21 protein-coding genes are annotated in these 25,901 nt (G+C 43.5%); 9 read left to right on the forward strand and 12 right to left on the reverse strand.

The window, feature by feature from the left end; all coding sequences use genetic code 11:
• Window positions 1-166: 166 nt before the first annotated feature.
• From MTBBW1_RS06090 to serC, 7 genes are all read left to right on the forward strand, one after another.
• Window positions 167-925 (forward strand): ParA family protein, encoded by a 759-nt coding sequence (locus MTBBW1_RS06090; protein ID WP_080800631.1) that lies wholly within the window; start codon window positions 167-169, stop codon window positions 923-925.
• Complete coding sequence (locus MTBBW1_RS06095; protein ID WP_080800635.1) at window positions 922-1,818, forward strand: ParB/RepB/Spo0J family partition protein; 897 nt, start codon at window positions 922-924, stop codon at window positions 1,816-1,818. Before MTBBW1_RS06090 ends, MTBBW1_RS06095 begins: the two co-directional genes overlap by 4 nt.
• Window positions 1,819-1,823: 5 nt before the next feature.
• Window positions 1,824-3,569 (forward strand): 4-hydroxy-3-methylbut-2-enyl diphosphate reductase, encoded by a 1,746-nt coding sequence (gene ispH / locus MTBBW1_RS06100; RefSeq protein WP_080800637.1) that lies wholly within the window; start codon window positions 1,824-1,826, stop codon window positions 3,567-3,569.
• A 53-nt stretch (window positions 3,570-3,622) separates the two neighbouring features.
• On the forward strand, window positions 3,623-4,258 hold the full coding sequence (locus MTBBW1_RS06105; RefSeq protein WP_080800640.1) for a hypothetical protein: 636 nt from the start codon (window positions 3,623-3,625) through the stop codon (window positions 4,256-4,258).
• The gene (locus tag MTBBW1_RS06110; RefSeq protein WP_245809289.1) at window positions 4,258-5,823 is read left to right on the forward strand and encodes a flagellar assembly protein A; all 1,566 of its coding nucleotides are present in this window, start codon (window positions 4,258-4,260) and stop codon (window positions 5,821-5,823) included. The genes MTBBW1_RS06105 and MTBBW1_RS06110 overlap by 1 nt, the downstream gene beginning before the upstream one ends.
• A gap of 224 nt (window positions 5,824-6,047) precedes the next feature.
• Complete coding sequence (locus MTBBW1_RS06115; RefSeq protein ID WP_080800644.1) at window positions 6,048-7,262, forward strand: isocitrate/isopropylmalate family dehydrogenase; 1,215 nt, start codon at window positions 6,048-6,050, stop codon at window positions 7,260-7,262.
• Between the two features lie 231 nt (window positions 7,263-7,493).
• The gene (serC, locus tag MTBBW1_RS06120; protein WP_080800646.1) at window positions 7,494-8,579 is read left to right on the forward strand and encodes a 3-phosphoserine/phosphohydroxythreonine transaminase; all 1,086 of its coding nucleotides are present in this window, start codon (window positions 7,494-7,496) and stop codon (window positions 8,577-8,579) included.
• A gap of 154 nt (window positions 8,580-8,733) precedes the next feature.
• Here the strand turns inward: serC and MTBBW1_RS06125 are convergent, their stop codons facing one another.
• From MTBBW1_RS06125 to MTBBW1_RS06185, 12 genes are all read right to left on the reverse strand, one after another.
• Entirely contained in the window at window positions 8,734-9,849 is a 1,116-nt protein-coding gene (locus MTBBW1_RS06125; protein ID WP_080800649.1) for a homocitrate synthase/isopropylmalate synthase family protein, read from the reverse strand.
• A gap of 48 nt (window positions 9,850-9,897) precedes the next feature.
• Window positions 9,898-10,203, reverse strand: coding sequence for a (2Fe-2S) ferredoxin domain-containing protein (locus tag MTBBW1_RS06130; RefSeq protein WP_080800651.1), 306 nt, complete (start codon window positions 10,201-10,203; stop codon window positions 9,898-9,900).
• Window positions 10,204-10,444: 241 nt separating this feature from the next.
• Window positions 10,445-11,821: a nitrogenase cofactor biosynthesis protein NifB gene (nifB, locus tag MTBBW1_RS06135; RefSeq protein WP_080800654.1), complete on the reverse strand. Its 1,377-nt coding sequence runs from the start codon at window positions 11,819-11,821 to the stop codon at window positions 10,445-10,447.
• Between the two features lie 336 nt (window positions 11,822-12,157).
• Window positions 12,158-13,540, reverse strand: coding sequence for a nitrogenase component 1 (locus MTBBW1_RS06140; RefSeq protein WP_080800657.1), 1,383 nt, complete (start codon window positions 13,538-13,540; stop codon window positions 12,158-12,160).
• Entirely contained in the window at window positions 13,537-15,012 is a 1,476-nt protein-coding gene (nifE, locus tag MTBBW1_RS06145) for a nitrogenase iron-molybdenum cofactor biosynthesis protein NifE (RefSeq protein WP_080800659.1), read from the reverse strand. Before nifE ends, MTBBW1_RS06140 begins: the two co-directional genes overlap by 4 nt.
• Before the next feature lie 380 nt (window positions 15,013-15,392).
• Window positions 15,393-16,769 carry a nitrogenase molybdenum-iron protein subunit beta gene (nifK, locus tag MTBBW1_RS06150; protein WP_080800660.1) on the reverse strand — a complete coding sequence of 459 codons (1,377 nt, stop codon included), beginning with the start codon at window positions 16,767-16,769 and terminating at the stop codon, window positions 15,393-15,395.
• A 210-nt stretch (window positions 16,770-16,979) separates the two neighbouring features.
• Window positions 16,980-18,638, reverse strand: a complete 1,659-nt coding sequence (gene nifD / locus MTBBW1_RS06155; protein ID WP_087881721.1) for a nitrogenase molybdenum-iron protein alpha chain — start codon at window positions 18,636-18,638, stop codon at window positions 16,980-16,982.
• A 165-nt stretch (window positions 18,639-18,803) separates the two neighbouring features.
• Window positions 18,804-19,184 carry a P-II family nitrogen regulator gene (locus tag MTBBW1_RS06160; RefSeq protein WP_080800663.1) on the reverse strand — a complete coding sequence of 127 codons (381 nt, stop codon included), beginning with the start codon at window positions 19,182-19,184 and terminating at the stop codon, window positions 18,804-18,806.
• On the reverse strand, window positions 19,181-19,540 hold the full coding sequence (locus MTBBW1_RS06165) for a P-II family nitrogen regulator (protein ID WP_080800668.1): 360 nt from the start codon (window positions 19,538-19,540) through the stop codon (window positions 19,181-19,183). Before MTBBW1_RS06165 ends, MTBBW1_RS06160 begins: the two co-directional genes overlap by 4 nt.
• Window positions 19,541-19,796: 256 nt before the next feature.
• Window positions 19,797-20,621, reverse strand: a complete 825-nt coding sequence (gene nifH / locus MTBBW1_RS06170; protein WP_080800671.1) for a nitrogenase iron protein — start codon at window positions 20,619-20,621, stop codon at window positions 19,797-19,799.
• Between the two features lie 923 nt (window positions 20,622-21,544).
• The gene (locus tag MTBBW1_RS06180) at window positions 21,545-23,335 is read right to left on the reverse strand and encodes an Lcl C-terminal domain-containing protein (RefSeq protein ID WP_080800677.1); all 1,791 of its coding nucleotides are present in this window, start codon (window positions 23,333-23,335) and stop codon (window positions 21,545-21,547) included.
• Window positions 23,336-23,371: 36 nt separating this feature from the next.
• Window positions 23,372-23,653 (reverse strand): hypothetical protein, encoded by a 282-nt coding sequence (locus MTBBW1_RS06185; RefSeq protein WP_222423998.1) that lies wholly within the window; start codon window positions 23,651-23,653, stop codon window positions 23,372-23,374.
• 507 nt (window positions 23,654-24,160) lie between these two features.
• Here MTBBW1_RS06185 and MTBBW1_RS06190 point away from each other — a divergent pair.
• Window positions 24,161-24,376, forward strand: a complete 216-nt coding sequence (locus tag MTBBW1_RS06190) for a 4Fe-4S dicluster domain-containing protein (protein ID WP_080800679.1) — start codon at window positions 24,161-24,163, stop codon at window positions 24,374-24,376.
• A 164-nt stretch (window positions 24,377-24,540) separates the two neighbouring features.
• The gene (locus MTBBW1_RS06195; protein ID WP_245809279.1) at window positions 24,541-25,875 is read left to right on the forward strand and encodes an FAD-dependent oxidoreductase; all 1,335 of its coding nucleotides are present in this window, start codon (window positions 24,541-24,543) and stop codon (window positions 25,873-25,875) included.
• Window positions 25,876-25,901: the final 26 nt, after the last annotated feature.

The following is a 25,901-nucleotide window of genomic DNA, read 5'->3' on the forward strand; positions in this document are numbered from 1 at the left end:
ACTACCAAAAAATAATCTTGATAACAGATAGTTAGACTTTTCCATTATCAATTTAATTATCTGGAATGCTATATATATCAAAAATCCTTTTGAAATCAATTGTTCCATTTCCTGCAATGGAAATGAATTTGCTCTCATTAAAATATTGTGGTATTAATTCAAAATTATGACAAAAATAGTAAGCATATCAAACCAGAAAGGCGGTGTAGGCAAAACAACCACAGCCGTCAATCTATCTGCCGCCCTTGCCGACGGTGGAAAAAAAACACTTCTTGTTGACTGTGATCCCCAGGCTAATGCAACAACAGCAACCGGGATTGACAAACCTTCCCTTAAATACTCACTCTATCATGGCCTGATAGGTGAAGCCCCTCTTGAAGAGATTATATGTGACACTGACACAAAAAACCTAAAAATCGTTCCATCCCATGTTGAACTGATCGGCTTTGAGGTTGAGATGATGTCCAGCAGAGGACGGGAAGAGATCCTGAAGCGCCTTCTTCAGACCTCCGGAGATGAGTTTGATTATATCATTATTGACTGTCCCCCGTCTTTGAGCCTTCTTACGCTTAATGCTTTGACAGCAGCGGATTCTGTTCTGATTCCTCTTCAAACAGAATTTTTTGCACTGGAGGGGCTGGGGCAGCTTCTTGAAACTATTAAGCGTATCAAACAGTCATTTAATCCGGGCCTTAAGATTGAAGGGATTTTAATGACAATGTTTGACAAAAGAACCAACCTTGCAAGACAGGTGGTACAGGATGCCGAAACCTACTTCAGGGATATGCTGTTTAAAGCAAAAATCCCAAGAAACATAAAACTTGGAGAAGCCCCGAGTTTTGGAATGCCTGTAATTGCATATGACAGATCATCTGCCGGATCCCAGAGCTACCTTTCCCTTGCACAGGAGATGATCAAAAAATGAGCATGAAAAGAAAAACCGGGCTTGGCAGAGGAATCTCATCCCTTATTCCCGACTTTGATTCCCTTGATGAAAAGTCGGGTGATTTTTTTATGTGCCGTATTGATGATATTGTTCCAAACCCTTTTCAGCCACGCAGATCATTTAACGAAGAAGAGCTTGAGCGTCTTACCCTCTCCATAAAGGAGCAGGGCGTATTACAGCCCCTTCTTGTAAGAAAGGATCCCAAGGGTGGATATGAACTCATTGCAGGCGAAAGACGCCTGAGAGCTGCAAAACAGGCACAACTGGATCTTGTGCCAGCCATTGTAAGGGCTATTTCCGATGAACAGATGCTTGAGGTATCAATCATTGAAAATGTACAAAGATCCAATCTCAACCCCATTGAAGAGGCAGACGCCTACCACAGACTCATAACCGAGTTCAATTATACACAGGAGATGGTTGCCAGAAAAATCGGCAAAAACAGATCCACAATTGCCAATTTTCTGAGGCTACGCGGGTTGCCGGAACAGGTTCTGGAAAGCCTTGCCGCTGATAAAATATCCATGGGGCATGCAAGGGCAATATTAAGTGCCGGAAGTGTTGAAAGCCAGATTAAAACCTGGGAAATTGTTATAGAAAAGGGGCTTTCTGTACGTGCAACAGAGCAGCTTGCCAAAAAAATCAAAGCAGAGCCTCCATTGCCTGACCAGCCGGAAGACGAATCAGATCCGGAACAGTTAAACAATTCAGTAGCTGATGCCGATTATATCAAAACCATATGTTCAGATCTTACAAGAAGAATCAATTATCCTGTTTCCATAAAGAAAAAGGGGGAAAAGGGAAAACTTGAAATCACTTTCAGGGATAACCGTGAATTCCAGAAAATAATTGATTTTTTAAACAACATCTAAATCCCATGAAAATCACAATTGCAAAAACAGCGGGTTTCTGCATGGGTGTCAGGCGAGCAGTGGATATGGTACTGGATGCCGCCAACAGCACAAATGACCCCATATGCACATACGGACCCCTTATCCACAATCCCCAGGTTTTAAAAATGCTGGAAGATAAAGGCATCCCTGCAATATCAAGGATACCTGAAACAGCAAAGGGCACTGTGCTGATCCGTGCACATGGTGTTCCCCCTGAATCCCAGCATGAGCTTGAACAGGCAGGATTCAAGGTTATCAATGCGACCTGCCCAAGGGTTATAAGAGTTCAGACAATAATCAGAAAACATGCAGAAAAAGGATATGCCACCATAATAATTGGTGACAGAGATCACCCTGAAGTAAAAGGGCTTATGGGTTATTCCGCCGGAAAGGGTCACACTGTATGCTCAATGGAGGAACTGGCCGATTTGCCATGTTTTGAAAAAGCTGTGATTGTTGCTCAGACCACCCAGGATACATCCCTTTATGATGATGTAAAGAAGTGGGCAACCATAAACCATCCTCACTATAAGCTGTTTGATACAATATGTGATTCAACGGAAAAGAGGCAGGCAGAAGTACGGCAGATCGCCCGTACCCATGATGCTGTTGTTGTAGTTGGCGGCAAGGAGAGCGGCAACACAAAACGGCTTGCCCAGATAGCATCAGAAACAGGAAAGTTTTATGTTCATATTGAAGATATCTCTGAACTTGAAAAGAGCCACCTCCAACAGCTTGGATCAGCAGAATCTATTGCAATAACAGCAGGGGCATCCACACCAAACTGGATCATCAATAAGACATTTCGGTCACTGGAAACAGAGCTTGACAAAAAAGATAGAGCAATATCTTCATCACTCATTGTAATGTCCCGTCAGATCAGAAATTTTCTTTTAAGAACCAACCTTCTGCTTGCAGCAGGGGCGGGCTCCATGACATATGCCTGCTCAAAGCTCCAGAATATGGAGCATATATTGATACACTCCTTTATTGCCATGCTTTATGTTCTCTCAATGCAGATCATGAACAATCTCTTTTCAATATCATCTGACAGATACAATAACCCTGAAAGGGCAGACTTTTATGAAAGACATAAAAAAAGCCTTTCTGCAACCGCCTTTTTAGCTGGTGCAACTGGCATTTATCTATCATTCTCAACCGCAATGCTTCCATTTATCATTCTTTCAGTGATGAGTATGCTGGGCCTTCTTTATAACCAGAAACTCTTTTCCGCCTCTTTCAGGGGACGCAAAATATCAAGGATTAAAGATATTCCTGGTTCAAAGACATTTCTGATTGCAGTGGCATGGGGGAGTGTAACTTCACTTCTGCCGGCACTTTCCCGTCCAGACCCTGATGTTGTCTCATTTGCATTTGTAGTGCCTTTTGTATTTACCACAGCTCTTCTTTTTGCAAGAACAGCCTTTTTTGCACTCCTTGAAATACAAGGAGACCGCATCACAGGCAAGGAGACCCTTCCCATAATCCTTGGTGAGAAAAGAACAAAAAAACTCATCCATAATTCGCTTTATATTGCAGCTCTGATTATCTTTATCTCAACATTGACAGGAATCATACCAAAAACAGGATTGCTCACGGCACTGATTCCCCTATCAATGATATATCTGGTAAAACTTCATGAAAAAGGGGCTTTGTATCCTGGGATGCATCTTGAGTTCATTATGGAGTCACATTTTCTTTTGTCAGGATTTTTGGTGTTGTTTACTTAAGTTTTTTCATACTCAAAATTGACATTTTATTGCTTTCAAGGGGCTGTTATCCCATGAACAGACTTGGTTTTGCCATAGGTGAACTTGCAGTCAAACATGCTTTAATCACACCTGAAGCATTTGATAAGGCCGTTAAAGCATGTGCAGATTTTCAAGACAATGATGATGCCATACCTGATTACCTGATAGCCCAGGGGCTGCTTACAAAGGAGAATATTCATAAGCTATCAGCAGTTATCAAGACAAAGCAGGCAAGGCAGCAGGACATAATATTTGGGAATATTGCCCTTAAAAAAGGGTATATAACAAAATCCATCATGCAGCTTGCCATGGATGAACAGGCTGCCCTTTTCAAAAGCAGTAAAAAATATACCCGTCTTTCTGATATTCTTGTTGATGCCGGAATGCTTTCTCCCCAGCAGAGAGACACAATTATTGTTGAGCAGAACACCCCTGAATCAGATGCTATAGCAGAGAAAACAAGATCATCTGCTGCAACTGATGGCGTGGATGGAGGTGGCTCATCCATTGATCAGCACATGGAAAGCGGAGTTGTATCTGCCTCTCATTCGGAAGATAGTGAAAACATTGCCAATGGAACTTCAGAGACAAAACAAAAAGCACTTGAGTCCATAAAACCGGAAAAAATTTTGCCTATTCCGAAGTCTTTCCATCAGGTATTAAACTGATTGTCCAGCAGGACGGAAATGCGGCTTTTCTTCTTAAAACCAATGAATTTGACCAAAATATATCAATTGGCCAGATAAAGGAGCTGCTTGCATCAAGAAATATATTGTATGGAATTGTTGATAACAAAAAAATAGATAGTTTTATAGAGTCAGATATTTTTTATAAAAAGGCCTTTAAAATAGCAGAAGGCAATGCACCGGAGCAGACCCAGAATGCCACAATAAAATATTTTTTTCCCCGCCACAGGTTAAAAGCCGGAACCATACGAGAAGATGGCACCATGGATTTCCGTGAAAGGGGAGATATCCCCCAGGTTGAAAAAGGAACAGTGCTTGCTGTTAAAAAAAGTGCGGTTGAAGGCAAAGTTGGAAAAAATATATATAATGATACCGTTCGTGTAAAACCTGCAAGGGATATCCGCCTTAAAGCCGGCAAAGGCACCGTACTTTCTGAAGACCGTCTTAAAATCACAGCAGCAGTTTCTGGACATCCAAAACTTGCACGGGATGGTACCATTTTTGTCTATGAATCGTTTGTGGTGCAGGGTGATGTGGATTATGAGACAGGAAATATTGACTATCAGGGAGATGTCATAATAAGGGGCTGCATACAAAATGGTTTCAAGGTCAAAGGAAATAACATAAAGGCTCAATCAATTGATGGTGCTACAGTTCTTGCTGAAGGCAATGTTACCATTGATCAAGGCATAAATGAAGCCAATATTTCTGCAAGGGGTATGCTAAATGCAAAATTTATTCAAAATTCAGACATAACATGCCTCGGGGATGTCACAACTGAACGTGAGCTTGTTGAATCAAAAATTAATTCAAACGGCATATGTACCATAAAGGGAGTTGTTATCAATTCCAAAATTGCTGCCAAGATGGGAGTATATGCAAGGCAGATAGGGATGGAAAAAGCTCCGGCATCAACAGTCAGGGTGGGAATTGATACCTTTGCTGAAAAAGATCTTGAAATAATTGGGGAAACCCTTGCAAAAAAAGAAAATGAACAGAATCAGTTAAGAGAAATAATCGCAGAGTCACATGGAAATATTTATACTGCTGAAGCCAAAATCATGCGTGTTTCAGAAACAAAAGAGCAGCACGATGATGAACGAATGGATCTTTTATCAAAAATTTCCGCCATTGACGGCAATGCCAATGAAGGTAAGAATAAGCAGGCACAGATGCAGGCTGCCCTGAAACGCCTTATAAAAACAGGCGAAGAGATAAACCAGACAATTACATTATGCCGTGATTCCATACGTGAAATGAAACAGAAAATCAGTGAATCTGAACAGATGATGGAGAAAAACTCAAGGGAGATCACAAGACTACTTGATGAACGACACAATCTGATAAAATGGCTTGAGAATAACCCTGGTTTTTCAATTGTAAAAGTAGAAGGTAAACTCATGGCAGGTACAAGAGTGTATGGCAGATATTGTGATAAGACCATAGAAAACAGCATAAGTGCTGCCGTAATAAAAGAGGAGCAGATCAACAGAACTGTCAGGGAAAATGAACCAGGAGTGTGGAAACTCTATATTACAAGGATATAACGGCAATGGCAGACCATCTGCCACAACAAAGCATGAAAGTCCTTAAGAACCTTAAAAGACAGGGACTTTATTATAACGTACATGGCGGATGCCCGCCACAATTTAAAAAATAAAATCTTTTAAAAACAGCCACTTACTGAGACTGTCTAATAAAAAAAGATGCCCGATTCTGGTGGAAAAAGGATTCTGGTGCTAGATCTGCTGATAATAAAAAAGGAGAGACAATGACTGATTATGCAAATATTTTTGAGGGAGAGTATAACCCTTTTAACGCACTTGCCACTCTGCTTGGCCAGGAGAAGGATAGAGTCGAAAAAGCCATTAAGAGTCGTGGCTCATTTAATCCTGTGGATCTGAGTCAAAAGCGGCCTTTAACAATCGGTTTTGCGCCAGGTGACGGTATTGGCCCCATTATAGCAAAAGCTGCCCGTACCATACTTGAAAAACTTCTTGAAAATGAAGTCAAGAAAGGGGAAATCAGCATTATTGAGATCCCTGATCTCACAATTGAAAAGCGCATTGAACTGGATGTTGTGGCTCCTCAAACCTCCATTGATGTAATTGATAAATGTGATGTCATTCTGAAAATGCCCCTTGAGACACCTGACAGCTCACGTTATCCCAATGTACCGAGCGCAAATGTGTGGATGCGTCAATACATGGATCTTTTTGCCTGCCAGAGAACAATAAAAAATGATGAGCAGGATATTGATTTTACCATTTTTAGATGCAATATGGGTACTCCATATCAGGATGCAATGTCAGCGGGTGTTTCATATATAAACGGCAATGAAGAGTATGCCTTGTGTTTCTGGCCCCAGGCACGCATTGATATTGAGCGCATTACCCATCTTGCATGTCTCCACGCACAAAAATGCGGCTCCCCTGCTGTTGTGTTGAACTTCAAGGACAATGTTATAAAACCGGATGCTGCCTCCCTCAACTGGGCAAAAGCCTATATTGACAAACACTTTCCTGATATTGACTATCTGAGTGTAAAACCTGATGATTTCTCATACACCGTAACCCAGCCACAGAAGCTTAAATCAATGAAGGGTGAAAAAACAGGTGTGGAATTCAGGCTGACAACCATGATATGTAATAACATAGTAGGTGATATGGCAGGTGATGAAGCAGGCATGTACGTTGGCGGTATTGGTGGAGTTGGCTCTGCAAATATCTCGTTTTCACAGGGGATGTTTGAAGCAGGAGGAGGCACAGGAACAAGAATGATGAATGAAAACAGAGGCCATTTTGCATCTCCTGTTGCTGTTGTAAAAGCAACCGGTGAGCTTCTTGAATTCATTGGATATCCCCAACTGAAAGTCACCGTTTTCAATGCTATTGATGCACTTGAAACAGCCGGCACTGTCCCTAACGGAGGAAAAAACAGCATAACATGTGATCAGGCAACTGAATTTATACTAAAAAATATATAATCCCAATGCCTTGGTGGGCATTATTAACAGACTGTTACATAGATTTGTCAATAACCCCACATGATTGCGAGGGCATCACAACGATGGATAAAAATCTTTATATATCAGTATATTACTGAGATTTTCTAATAAACCCCCATGTTTGCTGACGCATCACAACTAAACATGAAAGTCGTTGTATATCAGCATGTTATGGAGGCTTTCTAATAAAATAATAAGGAGATAGTCAATATGTCAGAACGTATTTATAATTTTAACCCGGGACCTGCCATTTTGCCTGTGGAAGTGCTTGAGCAGGCATCAAAGGATATCCTGGAGTATCAGAATACCGGAATGAGCCTGATCGAGCTGAGTCACCGTTCAAAGGAGTTTATGGCAGTCACGGATACAGCAGAAGCACTGCTTCGGGAAATTATGGAGATACCGGATAACTACAAGGTTCTGTTTCTTCAGGGTGGAGCTTCAACCCAGTTTTTCATGGTACCTATGAATCTTCTTGGCCCTGGGAAAAAAGCTACTTATCTTAACACCGGAACCTGGTCCAAAAAAGCAATTAAGGAAGCAAAGCTTTTTGGTGACATAGATGTTGCATATTCCAGCGAAGCAACTACTTTCAACAGGGTGCCTACCCAGGATGAATATACTGTTGCCGATGATTCTGAATATCTTTACCTTACATCCAACAATACAATCTATGGAACACAGTTCAGGGATTTCCCTGTAACAGAAAAGATGCTTATAAGCGACATGTCATCTGATATCCTCTCCCGCAAGGTCGATGTCAGCAAATTCGGCATTATTTTTGCCGGAGCACAGAAAAACCTTGGCCCGTCAGGTGTCACCGTGGTTATTATAAGGGAAGACCTGCTTGAAAGAACCCCTGAAAATGTACCCACAATGTTAAGCTACAAAACCCATGCAGACAAGGGCTCCATGTTTAATACCCCTCCATGTTTTTCCATCTATACTGTGGGTGAGGTTCTTAAATGGCTTAAAAAACAGGGTGGAGTTGAAGGAATAGAAAAGATAAACAGGGAAAAGGCGGAAATTCTTTACAGTGCCATGGATGAAGGTGATTATTACCGTGGCCATGCGGAAAAGGCATCCAGATCATGGATGAATGTCTCTTTCAACCTGCCAACTCCGGAACTTGAAGCAAAATTTATTGCCGAAGCTGCCAAAGTCGGTCTTGGAGGACTTAAAGGTCATAGATCAATTGGCGGATGCCGCGCCTCAATATACAATGCATTTCCTGTAAAAGGGGTGGAAAAACTTGTGGCTTTCATGAGAGAGTTTGAGCAGAAAAATCCTTCCTGATTGCATTTTATCTAAGGGTTCGCAAAAATATCTTCCCAAAATTTTGGCATCCTTCATACACCCATCAAAGTACTTTACACTTTCCAGAGCAATAGTTATGAAAAACGGGAACACTTCTAAGGAAAATGTAATGCGGGAAATGAAAGATGCCAACTTATTGAATGATTGTGCATTGATCTCCATAAATAGCTAACAGCTCTTCATGGGTAATGGTGGATTTTCGTCTCCTTGACTCTTTTCTGATAATTTTTAAAAGTGTATCAGCCTCTGATCCATCAATTTCAATTCCCTTTATTTTCAATAGATGGCGAATGGCACCGGAGCCTGAATGGCTCCCAATTGAAAACTCCATCTCATTTTGTCCAATAATAGCCGGTTCAAATAACTGGTAAGAGATGGGGTTTTTTATAAGTCCCGAACAGTGAATACCTGATTCGTGGCGAAAAACATTTTTCCCTACAATTGGCTTTGCATCGGGAATAGGCTGCCTCGATGCTCTGGCAACCAATTGGCAAATTTTTGTAATATGTTTCAAATTGATTTGGCTGGAATATGCACCCAATTCAAACAGGGCAACCGCCACCTCTTCCAGAGATGCATTTCCGGCACGCTCTCCAATACCATTGACAGTCACGCTTAATGCCTCTGCCCCTGCTTCAACGGCACTCACTGCATTGGCAGTAGCCATGCCAAGATCGTTGTGGGCGTGAAATTCAAGTTCAAGTTGTGATCTGTGGCTTTTGAGTTCTCTTATCAACCCCATCACCATTGAAGGCGTTTGGAAACCCACTGTATCTGCAAGTCGTAGGCGATCAACCCCAAGCTCTGAAGCAAGGAGTGAAAAGTTTTTTAAAAATGACGGAGTTGTCCGGGTGGCATCCTGGGCGCCAATGGAAACCCTATCGAAGTTATCTCTTGCCACTTTGATAAGGTTTTCAAGTGAATCCAGAACCCAGGTCTCATTTTTATCAATGGTTTTAAGTAAAATGGATGATGTGGGAAAAGAGATATGAACTCCGGCTGTATTGCAACCGGCCGCTTTTTGTATATCCTCTTTCCTGGCTCTGCACCAGCACGAGAGTACACAGGGCAGGTGCAATCGTGCCATTTGCCGGATATCCTTGCAGACATGCGAGCCCATGGCTGGAATACCAGCTTCTATCTCATCTATTCCGGCCTGGGCAAGTGCAGTTGCAATGTCGATTTTCTCACGGGTGCTGAATACAACACCAGGAGCCTGTTCTCCATCCCGTAGCGTGGTGTCCAGCATCCATATTTTTTTTTATGACCCGGCTGCATCATAGTTTTTCCTCAAATATTACAGTAGATACTCTTTTGCAGTTGCACCATCTTCAATGGCATCAAGGATTGCGTCAATGGCCTCTTCTGTTTCCACATGGCCGTACCAGGTGTTTTCAGGGTAAACCACCATTACAGGGCCTTCATCACAAAGCTTCAGGCAGCAGGTTGAAGAGACAATGACATTTTCAAGCCCTCTGTCAATAATTTCGTTTTCAATATAGGGAAGAAAATCCAGTGAATTTTTTCGGTGACATTTTCCCTTGGGTTCTCCGGTTGGTCTGAAACTGGCACAAACAAGAATGTGGTGGGTGGGCTTTTCCATGTTTTCTCCTGATTCATAAAATTATTAAACTGGTTTCGGGATATCCTTAATAACTCAAAATCGACATCTATAAAACCTCTTGAGCCTTATCAATACTGTCTGAATCAGGATTTCCAAGATTAACAAAGATAAGGCAAGATTATCTATCCTGCACATCTTGTTTATCCTGGTTATCCTGATTCAGACAAATTCAGTAAATGGAAAAAAGCAAAAGATGTCGATTTTGAGTAATAAATTCTAATTACATACATCCCATTCCACTGCCTGAGCATTCAGCCATGCAGAGGGATGGCTCTCTTTTTAACAGATGTGTTATATCATCTTCATGTTTCACAGCATGGATAACCTCCGGGATCAGTCCATTAACCGTAAGCACATTAAATCCCCGTTCTGTAAGGACTCGTCTTGGTGCATCTCCAATTCCGCTAACAAGAATGTGGTGGCAATCCTTGAGAATATCTGCAATGGTATGCCACCGCAAATCCATACCACCTGGCTGGGGAAGTTCCCGACGATCTACAAGTTGAGGCCGTTCATTACGGATATCATAAATGTTCAACTCCTTTGCCTCTCCAAGGTGCTGGTTGACAAGTACCCCCTCCCGGGTTGCCACAGCCACAAATGAGTGTTCTGAAAACAAGGAAGAGTTATTTTGATGCCGGTTTTGTTGGGAAACATTATTTTTTCCATGTTGGGTCTGGCCGGAAGCATGCTTTTTTTCATGTTGTTTTTGTTGAAAAACAAACTCATTTTCATATGGGTGCCGTTGGGAAGCGCACTCACGGAGGCTATCCATTAGTTCCATATTCGGCTGTTCATCCAGCATACCAACAGCATCTGCCCTGCATCGTTTGCAATGAAGCATCTGGGGGATATGTTTTTTTGCATCTGACTGAATTTTGGAAATACTTTGTGCAGAAGGCTCTTTCAAATGTGAGAAATTTGAACCTTCATTGGGATAATAGGGCATGCAGTTTAGCAGATCCACATGATGCTTTGCCATCTCTCTGGCAATGTCAATTACATGATGATCGTTGATACCGGGCAGGACTATGGTGTTCACCTTTACGATAATCCCCCTGCCTTTTAAACCATTCACAGACTCCATCTGTTTCTCCAGAATAAGCGCCGCTCCTTTTGACGGGGGCAGGGATTTTTTACCGAATCTTACCCAGGAATAAATCCCTTCTCCGATACGTGGGTCAACAGCATTTATGGTGATGCTCACATGGCTTACCTTAAGTTCTGCCAGATCATCCAGGTAATCAGGAAGGTTCAGGCCGTTGGTGGCCACACATAGGAGCATATCAGGATATTTTCTGCGAACCATCTTAAGGGTTGTCAGTGTCTCATCCGGGTTGGCAAATGGATCTCCAGGCCCGGCAATGCCCACCACGGAGATATTTTTTTTCGCCCCCATCACTTTATCAAGATATGCCATGGCCTGTAGTGGATTGAGGATGCTGCTGCTGACACCGGGTCGGCTCTCATTGACGCAGTCAAATTTCCGGTTGCAGAAATTACACTGAATATTGCAACGGGGTGCAACCGGCAGGTGAACCCGTCCATGACTCTTGCAGGCTTTTGGGTTGAAACAGGGGTGGGTGTCTATATTCATTTTTCTATCCTCATTTTGGCATCTTCATTTCCCAGTTTACACTTTCCTGAGAGAACGCTCTGAGTGGCGTGAATCTCTCACAAAAAAGTGTAAAGAACTTTTGGGGTCATATGATGGATGCCCTCATTTTTATCAGAGCAATTGCGGGTATGGCCTATTATTAATTGCTCAAAATCGACATCTTATTTTTTTTTGAGCGGTGATTGAATTTGTCTGAATCAGGATAACCAGGATGCTCAGGATAAATAATCCTGATTTATCCTGTTAATCTTGGGTATCCTGATTCAGACAGTGTTTACAAGGCTCAAAAGATCATAGCTGTCGGCTTTGAGTAAGTTACATATATGAATACCCAACCTCTGATGCGTCTTGTCTTTTTTGTAATAGTGTGTTGACAATGGTGTCAAATAATTGCTGGGCACCTTTGTATCCGATGTGAAGTGTACGGAAGCCTCCCACACGGTCATGTATGGGAAAGCCAACCCTGACCAGAGGTATATCAAGATGACGGGTCATGGTATATCCCTTGCTGTTTCCAATGGCCAGATCCGGCATTAGAGTGCGTGCGTGTTCTTCCATATCGGTGAAATCCATACCTTGGTGGATGGAAACTTGTTTAAAAATATTTTCCGGCAAAATAGAGCGTAGGGATTCAATGAAAAGGCCGCTTTTTCCACCAGATGCACATAGAACCGGAATGATACCGATTTCAGCAAGAAAACCGGCCATGGCTGCAACAAAATCCTCTTCGCCATAGACAATGGCACGTTTTTTTGACACATATTTGTTGCCGTCCACATAGGCATCAATGAGACGTCCCCTTTGTTCCTTGTATTTTTTAGGGATCATCTTTAAGGTCATTTTTTCAAGAAGTGAGAAAAAACGATCTGTTGCTTTTACCCCAATGGGAATCCCCATGGAAGCCAGCGGGATATTAAAACGGCTTTCAAGAAGTGACCCTGCGCTTCCATTCCCACGCTCAACTGAAGCTGCCAGAATCGTTCCAAATTCAATGCTGCCGGTTGCCCGATGCATTTTTTGGATCTCTTTGATAGGGGTGCCCCCATGTTGGATGCTCTGGTATTCCATCCATGATGGCCCTTCCAGTCTTTCAGAGTAGTCTGGCAGCAGTGCAAGTTCAGTATTGATATCCTTGAAAATGGCTTTAAGGTGCCTTAAATCTTCATTGGAGAGCATACCAGGGAAGAGATTTATTTTTTTTCTTGCCCGGGAGTTCTTTCTGTTTTTTACTCCTGATGGATTATATTGATCCACCACCGCCCTGACTGCATGATGAAATCCATCCACATGGGTTCCGCTGTAGCTTGGGGTGGAAACATGAACAAGGGCCGTCTCTTTCATGATATCCCCCATGCTTTCTATGATCATATCAACATCATCGCCGATGGTTTCGCTCAGACATGTGGTGGCAATGCCGATCATCTCAGGATTGTATTGACGGGCGATGTTCTGAATGGCTGTTTTTAGGTTCGCTCCTCCACCAAAGATTGCAGTCTCTTCGGAAAAATTGGATGATGCAATATCAACAGGCTCTTTGAAATGGCTGATCAGGTATCGTCGCATGTACGTTGAGCAGCCCTGGGAGCCGTGAAGAAGCGGTATGGTGCCCTCAATACCATGGAACGCCAGTGCCGCTCCAAGGGGCGTACACATTTTGCAGGCATTCCGGGTTGCTGTATAGGGTCTGTTTTCTCTCATGGCTTCTCTCCTTTCACTGGAATCTGGATTGACGATGATCTTCCTGCTTTTCTTGGCACAAGATCCCAGACCGGGCTGGTTACTGTGTCGTGAACTTCTCTTGCAAAGTTGAGCATTCCCTCAAATCCGGCCAGGGGGATTTTCCGTTCATGGTTGTGATCGCAAAAGCCAATGCCCAGTTTATATGCAATGGGGCGTTCTTTTACTCCCCCGATGAAAATATGGGCATCCTTTTCAATCACATATTTGGCAAGTTCCAGGGGGTTGGCATCATCAAGAATAACTGTTCCGGGTCTGCACATCTCTTTGAGCAGCTCATAATCCTCTCTGTTTCCGGTCTGAGAGCCCACAAGCACCACTTCCATGCCAAGGTGCCTAAGCGCCTTGATCAGTGAAAATGCCTTGAAAGCTCCTCCCACATATATGGCTGCCCGTTTGCCGGTAAGATCCTGCTTCATCTCTTCAAGTCCGGGAAGAAGTTCTTCCACCTCCTCCTGTACCAGATGTTTGGTTCGTTCCATGATCTCCTGAGCCTCTGTGAAAAAAGAAGCGACATCGTACAGAGCATCTGCGGTATCTTCAATTCCGAAATAGGAGACTCTTATATATGGAATCCCATATGCAGCTTCCATGGTTTTTGCAAGATAGGTCAAGGCACCGGAGCACTGCACCACATTAAGGCATGCCCGATGGGCGGACTGGACATATTCAACCCTTCCGTCACCGGTCATCACAGATACCACTTCTACTCCCATCCTTTTGTAGTATTCCCTGATGATCCAGGTTTCGCCGCCGATGTTGAACTCTCCCAAAATATTGATACTCAGGGGAATTTTCTGCTTTCCGTCTCTAAGGATATCCGGGTAGTGAAATGATGAACGCCTGTATCCAAGGTCAATGAGTTTAAAAAGAGCGTCACAGGCTGCCTTGTAGCCATCTTTTTTGGTACCTTTAAATCCTTCCGAGTGAACCGGAAGCACCGGAATTCCGCTCTTGAGGGCAACATTTCTACACACAGCTTCCACATCATCGCCAATTATCCCTACAATACAGGTACAATAGACAAAGGCGGCCTTTGGAGAATAGGTCTCAATCAATTCAACAAGGGCTTTTTCCAGCTTTTTTTCACCGCCGTAGATTACATCTGTTTCGGAAAGATCGGTGGAAAAGCTCATCCTGTGAAGCTCAGGCCCTGAAGAGAGTGCCCCGCGGATATCCCAGGTATAGGAGGCGCATCCAATGGGGCCATGGATCAGATGCAGGGCATCGGCAATGGGGTAGAGGACAACTCTGGAACCGCAGAAAACACAGGCACGCTGACTTACGGAACCTGCCACACTCTTTTTTTCGCAGGATATCTCAAAGGTATCGTTTCCTTTCAGGTAAACCTGCTGCTTTCTCTCTTCCAGTATGCTAATGGAGCCTGTTGATGATGAGGGTAATAACAGCTTTTTTGCGGATATCTGTTTCATGTTCCTCTATCCTTAAAATTTGGCATCTCACAAGACATCCTTCATATCAACTCAAAATTAGTTTACACTTTTCGAAAAACTCTGAACCATGATTAAAGGGTTTAAGGATTAACACGATTAAAAATCAAGGTAATCCCTTAATCATGAAAATCATGGTTCAAAAAAAGTGTAAACCGACAAATGAACGATGCCTCTCTCGAAAGCCATAGTTTTACTTTTTGTTCAAAGTTTGATTGATGGATTGCTTTTACCGTGAAAATTCCCCTCATATTTTCATAATCGGGGGTGGCACTGCAGAGACAAGGCATGCCTTGTCTCTACTGCCATGATGGTTTAATTATCTTTAAACTTTTACCCATCATCAAAACCTTGAAACAAGACTACATAACCAGCTCAAAGCTCTCTTCAGGAGCGTCTCTGTCCATGCGATCCATCATGACATCCAGAATTTTTTCAAGGATTCTGATGCCACCCATATAGCCGACGGTGGGAAAGTATGAATGTCCCACCCGATCCAGAATGGGAAATCCAAAGCGAGCAAAAGGAATGTCGTCATCCCGTGCCATATATTTTCCGTAAGTGTTGGCAATCAACAGATCCACAGGGTCATTTTTAATCCACTGATGAAGTAGAAACATGTCTCCACCCACCTTTACATTGACAGGGCATGGCAGATGATCTGTAAGCTCTTTTATCCTTTTTTCAAAAGCCTTTCCCGGGGTTCCGGTGACAATGTGAACAGGCAGCATATCAATACTTACAAGAAACTCCACCAGGGGAATTAAATGGTCGGGATCACCAGCCAGAGCAACTTTTTTATGATAAAAGTATTGATGCATATCCGTGATCACATCCAGAAGTTGCCCCCTCTCTCGGGTAATTTCGTCAGGAACGCTTACACCTGCGACAATTCTCAAGGCATCAATAAAGCGATCTGTGGCGGAAAGGCCAATGGGAAGATCCTGTACCTGACAGGGAACACGCCATTTTGTGTCCAAAGCCCTTGCAGCATCGGCAGATGCAAGGGGCCCAAGCGCTATGGTGCCTTCGCTGTCTCCGGTGCTGACAAGCTCAGCTTCTGTAATTCCACCCTGGGGGAACATTTTGTATCGTCCTGTCTGTGGGCCGTTCAGGACGTTGGATGTGTCCGGAAAAAGGATTGGTTTGATTCCCATGGCTTTTACCATTCGTTTGATCTCCGACATATCCGATGGTTCCACAAAACCCGGAATAATATTGAATTTCCCATTGGGTTTTCCTGTGCATTCCGAAAAATAGGTAACCATAGCTTTTGTCATGTTGGAAAAACCGGTGACGTGGGAGCCCACATAGCTTGGCGTGCTTGCATGGATCACATGCTTACCTTTGGGAATTTTTCCGTCCTTTTTGGCTTTGTTGGCAATCTGGTTCACATCATCCCCGATGGTTTCCGAAAGACATGTGGTATGAACGGCAATGATATCCGGGGCATAGGTTGTAAAAATATTGTCAATGGCCTGGATCAGATTGGCCTGCCCTCCGAAAACGGAAGAACCTTCGGTAAAAGAACTTGTGGCAGCCATAACCGGTTCGCGAAAGTGGCGGGTCAGGGTGCTTCTGTGGTATGCGCAGCACCCCTGGGAGCCGTGACTGTGGGGCAGACAGTTGTGGATTCCAAGGGCAGCATACATGGCACCAATGGGCTGGCAGGTTTTGGCCGGATTGACGGTGAGCGCCTTTCTGGGTTTAATTTCAGTATTTGTATGTCTGAGCAGCATTTATGCACTTCTCCCATAGTGTTCTTTCAAGGTTTAACTGTCGGGTGGTCTATAACTCCCCTCTCTAATCATGGAGAGGGTTTTGGGTAGCGATGTGACATTATTAGCCGACATTTATAACTTGAAGAAACAATAGTTCATTTTCAAGATTAAAATTTAGGGTTTCATACTTCGTTGTGGCAGAGGGTGCTGCCATGGCCGTTATAATCTTTATTCCCATACATATTTTGCGGATAATTCCGGATGACTCTGCCAGGGAGCTTCAAGGAAGCGCCATACATTGGAGTTAACCATGCGGTCAATTTCCTTGTAAAAATTGATGGCACCTTTAAATCCTGCGTATGGTCCGCCGGAATCATATGAGTGGAGTTGTTTCATGGGGATGCCACTTTTCTGGATGGCGTATTTTTCCTTAATCCCGGCACAATATATATCTGGTTTGTAGATTTTTAGAAGGAGCTCAGTTTCATATTGACTCACATCATCAATTATCAGGCTACCCTCTGCCATCTCCGGCATCATTCCATCATACTTTTTAAAGGGAACTCCTTTATTTGCAAGAGAGGCCATCTCTTCAGGAGTTTTTCTGGGTCGATATTTTTCAGGATCCTTTTCAATGTCCAGCTCTTCGATATTCCGTGAGTCAGCATCAATCTTAATGTCGGGTATTACGGCTCTGCCCTCATAATCATCCCTGTGAGCAAATTCATATCCTGCAGAGACGGTTTTCATACCGATCTCCCTGAAAAGCTCCTGATAGTGGTGTGCCCTGGAGCCTCCAACAAACAGCATGGCCACTTTGCCTTCACATCGTTTTTTAACATCTTCACTCACAGCTTCCACTTCCGGCATTTCACGTTCTATAACCATTTCCACCTTTTTAATAAGTGCAGGTTCATCAAAATAGGCGGCTATTTTTCTTAATGATTTTGCCGTGGATTTGGCGCCGATGAAATTGATTTTGATCCAGGGTATGCCATATTTAAGCTCCATCATATCTGCCACATAGTTAATGGATCTGTGGCACATGACAGTATTGAGATCCGCTGTATGGGAGTTGGCAAACTGGTCATAGGTGGAGTTTCCGCTGAAGGTTGAGACAACAGAAATGCCGCATGCATCCAGAATCCGGTCAATCTCAAAACCATCTCCTCCAATATTGTACTCTCCCAGAAGATTGATCTTGTAGTCGGCATCCTTTATGGTGTCGTCCTTGCCCACCACATGGGTAAAAATACCGTTGTTGGCAATGTGGTGCCCGGCAGACTGGCTTACCCCTCTATATCCCTCACAGGAAAAACCAAAAATATTTATTCCAAGTTTCTCCTTCATCTCCCTTGCCACAGCATGAACATCATCGCCGATAAGCCCAACAGGACAGGTGGAAAAGATGCTGATAGCCTTGGGTTTGAAGGCATCATAGGCTTCCTGAATGGCGGATTTGAGCTTTTTTTCACCACCAAAAACAATATCTTCATCCTGCATATCCGTGGAAAAGCAATATGTCATGAAATTATCATCCTGATCCGAGGCGGGACGGGTCTGGTTCCGTCGGGTAAGCCAGCTATAGAACCCGCATCCAATTGGCCCATGGGTGATATTGACAATGTCCCTTGTGGGGCCAAGGATCACCCCTTTGCAACCTGCATAGGAGCAGCCCCTTTGGGTTATGATACCGGGCACTGTCCGGACATTGGCACCAATGGAAGGGATTTTACCATCTTCATCTTTTTTGTTTACAAGTATCTGTTTTGAACGTTTTCTGGCAACCTTTGGCGGATACTTGGCAAGCAGCTCCTGTTTGATTTTTTCCGGATCCAGCGGTTTTACCGGCCTTGTTTTTTTTATCTCTTTTATTGCAGTGCTCATGGTTATATTTCCATCCTTAAAACCGATTTAAAAAGTTGACATCTTTCATTTCCCGCTGGAAAATCATTTTTGACCACCGAACGAATCCAGATCAGGGATACCCTTTTAGAAAAATCAAAAGGGATTGCCGTGGCAGATGCAAGGCATATGAATGATGCCAGCGGGTTAAAAATCATCCAGAACTCTATCTCCATTTTCGCCGGTTCTGACGCTTATGGCATCAAAGACCGGCATGACCCATATGACACCGTCTCCAGATTTTCCGGTATGATTAGCATCAATAATGGTTTCAACGGTTTTGGATGTGAGCTTGTCCGGGACAACAATGGAAATGCATCTTTTGGGAATCAGCCTTCCGGACTGCCCCAACTGGGCTATTGCCTCTTCATATCCCTGTTCAGCACCTTTAAGAAGCGTCAGATCTACAAGGCCCTTTCCTCTGCCAAGAGCCTCCATTGCTGTCATTGAGGATACACCGGCCTCAATAAGAGCTTTTTTTGTACGATTAATCTGGTTCATACGAACAATGGCCATTACCTCTTTCATGCGGGCACCTCTGCTATCTCTTCCTCTCCTGTTTCAACCACACCAGAGCTTATGGTATAGATTTCCTCCACCGGACTTACAAAAATCTTTCCGTCTCCAAATGCTCCGGCCTCTCCGCTTTTTGCAGTTTTCAAGATGGTTTTAAGAACAAAATCCTTATCTTTTTCATCCACAACCGTAATGAGCATCTCCTTGGGAATTTCATCATATGTGACTTCCCCGATTTTGATGCCGCGCTGTTTTCCTCTTCCTGCAACAGTCATGCGGGTGACAGCAGGAAATCCCGCCTCCATGAGAGCTGCCATGATATTATGGGTTTTTTCCGGTCTTACAATGGATCTGATCATTAGTTTCATGGAATTTCATTCCTTATTTTATTACTCAGCAGTCATAAGTTCTCTAAGTGGCCACACCATACATCATAAGTTCTCTAAGTGGTCACACCACACATCATAAGTTCTCTAAGTGGCCACACCACACATCATAAGTTCTCTCAATGGCCACACCACACATAGTATTTTCAATAGGATCAATAATATAATGTGTAGTGATAGATTGAAGTTACGACTTTTGAGTGATTGATAATGTTGTTTGTTTCATTCTGACATGGCTTTATGCGGCAATGCCGTAGTTGATCAAAAGGCTCTCCAGCTCTTCAATCTCTATGGGGGTTGGAATTACGAACATCTTGTTTTCATGGATCTTTTTTGCAAGGGTTCGGTACTCGTCAGCCTGGGGATGTTCCGGTGCAAAGTCTATAACGGTTTTTCTATTTATTTCAGCTTTTTGTACCATGTTGTCCCTTGGTACAAAGTGGATCATCTGGGTTCCCAGTTTGTCTGCAAGCACTTCGATCATGGCCCTTTCATTATCAACATTACGAGAGTTGCAGATAAGTCCTCCCAAACGGACACCGCCGGACTGGGCAAACTTTACGATTCCTTTACAGATATTGTTGGCTGCATACATAGCCATCATCTCACCAGATACTACAATATATATCTCCTGGGCTTTTCCCTCCCTGATGGGCATGGCAAAACCACCACAGACCACGTCACCAAGTACATCGTAAAAAACATAGTCCAACTGCTCATCTTCAGAGTAAGCACCCAATTGCTCCAGGAGATTTACAGATGTGATGATTCCTCTTCCGGCACATCCCACACCAGGTTCTGGTCCACCTGATTCTGTACATAGGGTTCCGCCGTACCCTACTTTCCTGACATCATCCAAAAGCACATCTTCCCCCTCTTCACGCAACGTATCCAACACGGTTCGTTGGGCAAGACCGTTAAGTAAGAGGCGAGTGGAGTCTGCCTTGGGGTCACAACCAACCACCATGATTTTTTTTCCTGCTTCCACAAGCCCTGCAACTGTATTCTGGGTTGTGGTGGATTTTCCGATTCCGCCTTTTCCGTAGATGGCAATTTTTCTCATTTTGGATTTCCTTTGCTTTTAATAATGTAATACTATTGATCAAATTTATCAGGTGCATCATACATCGATTTTCGTTTTTAAAATTTGAAATATTCTTAATGCAATTAATAATCCATTAATTTTATTTTTTTAAATTATTTTATAATATATTGATATTTAAATATATTTTATTAAATACTCGTTGTAAAATAATAGGTGTTTATTTGAATAGCATAATATTTTATTTCAAAAAAGTAATTTTAGCATTGAAAATAAATTGAGGATCTGCATAAAAACCTGCCCATTAACAGCTATGGACAAACAAGCAGTTTTTGATGAGGTTTGTTTTGGTAACAACCTAAAATGTAAAGGAATTAATTGTTTAATTGTAGGCAGCTATGCGTTGGTACAGGTTATGAAAAAGGGTTTGGGAGAGAGTGTATGTGAGTTAATGCTAAATATGAGTCTAAAAAATTCAATTTTGTTGTTGATGCACTAAGTTATTTCAAAAATGTATTTGGACTATATATTAAATACAGTTTTGTTGTTAGGATAATAGCTTGTTTTAAAATGGATACATATTTCTATATTCGGGGGTGGCTGACCTCCAGCCATGAGCCTTTAGACAAAAACAGATCATGTTTCTACTACCTTTAAAGGTGGAAAAGCGTGAAAAATGGGGTGTTTTACTTTTTTATTAATATTATCTATTTGTGGTGAAAATATCTTGTAAACTCAAAATCGACATTTTATTGCTTTTTCATAAGTTATTGCAGTTGTCTGAACCAGGATAACCAGGATGGATAGGATGCTCAGGATAGATAATCCTGCCTTATCCTTTTAATCTTGGGAATCCTTATTCAGACAGTATTGACAATGCAGTAGTCTGTTCCGGAAAGTGTAAAGTACTTTCTGCATGATATGAAGGAAGCCAACGATTGATGTTATTTTGCGTCACGTACAAGAAGAGCATAATTGTAAATGACAATGTAATCTGCTGCGTTTTCAGAATTACTCAAATCAAATTCGGTTATCGTATTGCTCTCATCAAAGGGGTATGGATATTCTGTTTCATATATCTTCGCCCATTGCGCACGTGAAAGTTCGGGAACCTGCGTCACAGTTCCTTCGGTATCCTTATAATCTGCTCGCATACATCCCGGCCTGTGAACATCCACAAAGTCGTCAACTGTTGCAGTTGTTGACACATCTGTTCCTGAATCGGTGGTTTCGGTGGTTTCCATTTCAGGGGGCGGACCAACAGGACGTTCTGAATCAGATAGATCGCCGTCTGTACGGGGTGTCATATCTGAAGGAGGTTCCATCTCTCCATCACTACTTGTATCCGATGAGCTGCTTGCAAGGTCAATACCGTATCCTTTGCCAAAGGCGATGTAATCTGCCATTTCTGGAAAGTCACCGCATGTTGTACTTGACCAGACATAGCAATCCGGACGGCTCAACTTGAAATAATCGGGATCTGTTGCGGGAAGTTCTGTTTTTTCGTATTGCACAATGCTCTGAAGTTCTTTGATGTCGGGAAGACGCCAGTCGTTGTGTCCCAGATAATTCACTGCGTTCATCTTTTCAACCCAGGCAAGGGTATCCGTCCATGTTCGTCCGTATCCGAAATTCTCATCGGTTACTGCCCGAATAGTTCCATCATCATTAACTGCCCCGCTGTCCTGTTGTGTCCACATCAGACCGGTTGCCTTATCTGTGATGGTACCGTCATTGTTATCTTCAAAATCGTTTACACCATAGACGTTTTCTTCACCGCGGACGGCCCGTACTCCTGCAGGAATGGAAGAGCCTGATGACGTTCCATCGATATTGTAGCCGTCACCGTAGGATTTCAAATGACCGTCAGCCCAGTTGAAACCGTAGTTCTTTTCCATCAATTCATAATCATTGGTTGCCGGCATTTTGCAAACAGTGCTTGTCCAGTATGAACCGGTATAGGGTTTTGCTTCATTGTAGAAAAAGTCAAAATAATCAGTATCAATATAGGGAAGAGCCAAGCTGGTGTCTTCCGCATTCAGTTTGCCTTCGAGCATGGCAATTGAAAAGGATTCCTTTATTGTGGGAAGACGCCAGTCCGTATAGCCGCCGAGTTCTAAATTCTCCACATATTCTACAGCGTCATCGTAACTCATTTTATCTTCCGGAGGGGTCTGCTGCCACATCAGACCGGTGTTGTTGTCTGTGACCGTACCGTCTCCATTATCTGTATATGAAGGTAAAATTCCCTGATGCTGTGCGTCCTGTCCGTAATATAGTTCCCCCGGTTCGGGTGGATCGATCACATTGCCTTCGTTATCATAGCATGATGTCTGCATTGCATCGGTTACCACAAATTTGATTTCAGAAACTGTTTCTGAAACGGCTAAGGGAATTTCAAAATATTCGATGTTGGAATAGCCACTGATGTCAGCTCCTATCTGTGCCTGAACCGCCAGGTAGAATGCCGCACCCGGCCAAACGGAAAATGTTAATTCGGTAGTGCTCTGCATATTGATCTGGTTTATATAATCCACAGTAGGGTAAGGGGCGTAGGATAGAAGATAATCAGGATTGCCCCCCACTTCATTCCAACGGATGGTCATGTAACCGTCCGTCAGTTCAAGGGATAGTGAAGGGGCCGCAGGCTTGGCACTTACCGGGCATGCTGTTATTAAACAAAGTGCAATGATCAATGAGGTGATCACAGATTTAAACGGTGATGAAACTTTCATGTTTTGTTTTCCTTTTTTCTTTTTGGTGGTTAAAAATCAATTCCCTTTCTCTTCATTTCGATCATTATCCGGCTTTAGAACTAAGCGTTCCCCATCCCTACACGTTTCACATGTCCCCGTAACGGTGTCGCCGCGGGGGCTTACAAATTCCGCAGTATCTCCGACGCTTTTTCCTTCACACGCCGTAAATGCTTCAGGAGGCGGGCCTTGATGTCTGCCAGGTCTCCGGTTTGTATTGCTATCTTCACCAAATGCCTGGGGAACGCAAAGTGCTGCCAGGATAAAAATGATTGCCAATTTTTTGATCAGGTGTTTCATGTTCTCTCTCCTTATTTATTTCTGCACATTATTATAGATTTCCAGAAAAATATTTTGGCATTCTCAATTCTGAAGGGCAACCACAAGGGCTTGCCCCTACTGCTTGCCAATTTAATTATCTGGAACAGTATAGATTGACGGTCTTCAAAATTAAAAAATCAGGAAAAATATCTTGATTTGCTCCGAAACTTAAAGACGATGATATCATTTAATTGTGTGGAAAAAATGAGCAAATTGTGGGGAAACATAGAGGACTGAGTAATTTGGGTACAATCCTCTATTTGTCCACATAATTTCCCCCATTTTTCCACACAGTGTTTTGTTATTGTTATTTCAAATATTGGGTAGAAAGGGTGATCGCATTTTATGAAGTTTACCCCATTATAAACCTGTTACTCAATTCCTGTTTTTTCAGAAATTGGGTTTTAAAGGAGTAAACGGGCATGATTGTGTATCAATAACCCCCAATAATAAAAATGAGAGTCATTTTCACGGTAAAGGAAACCAATGACCATACAAAATATCAGCGGATGTATCGGCTGCGGGACATGCGTTAAAACCTGCCCCACAGATGTCATTCGCCAGGATGAAAAAACAGAAAAAGCGTTTATCAAATATCCGGCAGATTGCCAAATTTGCCATCTGTGTCGGATGTACTGCCCTGTGGATGCGATCACCATTTCACCGGAAAAAAGTATCCCGGTCGTCGTCTCCTGGGGGTAGGAGCAAACAGAATGAAAGAGAAAATCAAAAAATCAATATGGCTAAGAAATGAGTCCGAAATAACTTAACCAAACTCCCCCTCGCCATTCATGGAGAGGGGGCAGGGGTGAGGTAAAAGGGCACGTTATTTAAAACCCATTCCTAAGCAACAGAAGGAGCGTGTGATGGCACCAAATCTAAATGCAAAAGGGGTCTCCCGTCGAAATTTTATGGCTATTGCAGGAAGTGCTGCCGGGCTTGCCGCCATGGCCGCCATGGGGGTATCTGCTGAGTCTCAAGAGATCGAAAACAATATTCCCGATATTGATGTCAATAAAATGACCTATGCGGAAAACGAAGCAGATGTGCTGGTTGTAGGAAGTGGTATTGCAGGGCTGTTTGCTGCGGTCAAGGCCCACGATGCCGGTGCCAGGGTACTGATGGTCTCCAAAGGCAGGCTTGGTGCATCCGGAATGACTCCGTTTGCCAGGGGAATTTTTGCCTATGATCCGGATATGGCAGGGGTGACGCTGGATCAGTTTGTCAAGAGCGTCTCCCGTTCTGCCATGGGAACCAATAATTCTGTTTTTACAAGACAGATGGCCGAGCATTCACTGGCACGGGTCAATGAATTGAAAAAATGGGGATTTTTTGACTCTCCCCTCTATTTCGATTCCTTCAGCAAACCCATCACGGAACGAAAAATTCCTGTGATGGAACGTATCATGTTGACGCATCTCATCAAAGAGAACGGTCACATCGCCGGTGCCGCAGGCTTTAGTCTGGATGAGGCGAAAATCCATTTTTTTACAGCCAAAAGTGTCATCCTCTGTACAGGGGCAGGGGGCTTTAAACCCAATGGCTTTCCCATCTGTGATTTGACCCACGACGGGACGATGATGGCCTATGATATCGGTGCCAAAGTCACCGGAAAAGAGTGGAACGACGGGCATTCTGCCAACCTGAAAGAGCCGGCCAATGTCTTTGGGCAATGGGGGGGAATGCTTCAGAGGCCACCCTCGACAACAGGTGTTGAGGTGCATCATGATCTGGGGGTTGAGCAAAATTACAACGTTTATGTGCAAGGCCCCGACCATAAGGAGTCTTTCTGCCCTAAATTCTTTGGGCAACCCCTTGCCGGTGGTCCTTATAGACCCACCGGTTTTGACCCGCAAGGTCCTCCCCCGGGAGCTCCTCCAATGGGGAGAGAGAAGGGCTTTGGATTGGAATCTGAATCTGGATTGGGAACGGGAGAAGGTTGGATAGATGGGATAAGCGCTCATGGTGGAACGCCACCCCGGGGAAAAGGCCATGGAAAACCTCCCGGTATGGGCGGTGTTGCATCAGGGGGGGCCTCTGCCGGGATGTCGATCCATAAATCTGAAGGGCTTGTACCAATTAATGCTGACGGGGCTTCCACTATTCCCGGGCTTTACGCTGCCGGTGATGCCTTGGGCTCCCATATGTCCGGAGGGATTTATACCCAGATCGGGTCATCCCTGGCCGGATCTGCTGTCTAGGGTGCCATTGCTGCTGAAGCGGCGGC

Source organism: Desulfamplus magnetovallimortis (assembly GCF_900170035.1).
GTDB classification, from domain to species: domain Bacteria; phylum Desulfobacterota; class Desulfobacteria; order Desulfobacterales; family Desulfobacteraceae; genus Desulfamplus; species Desulfamplus magnetovallimortis.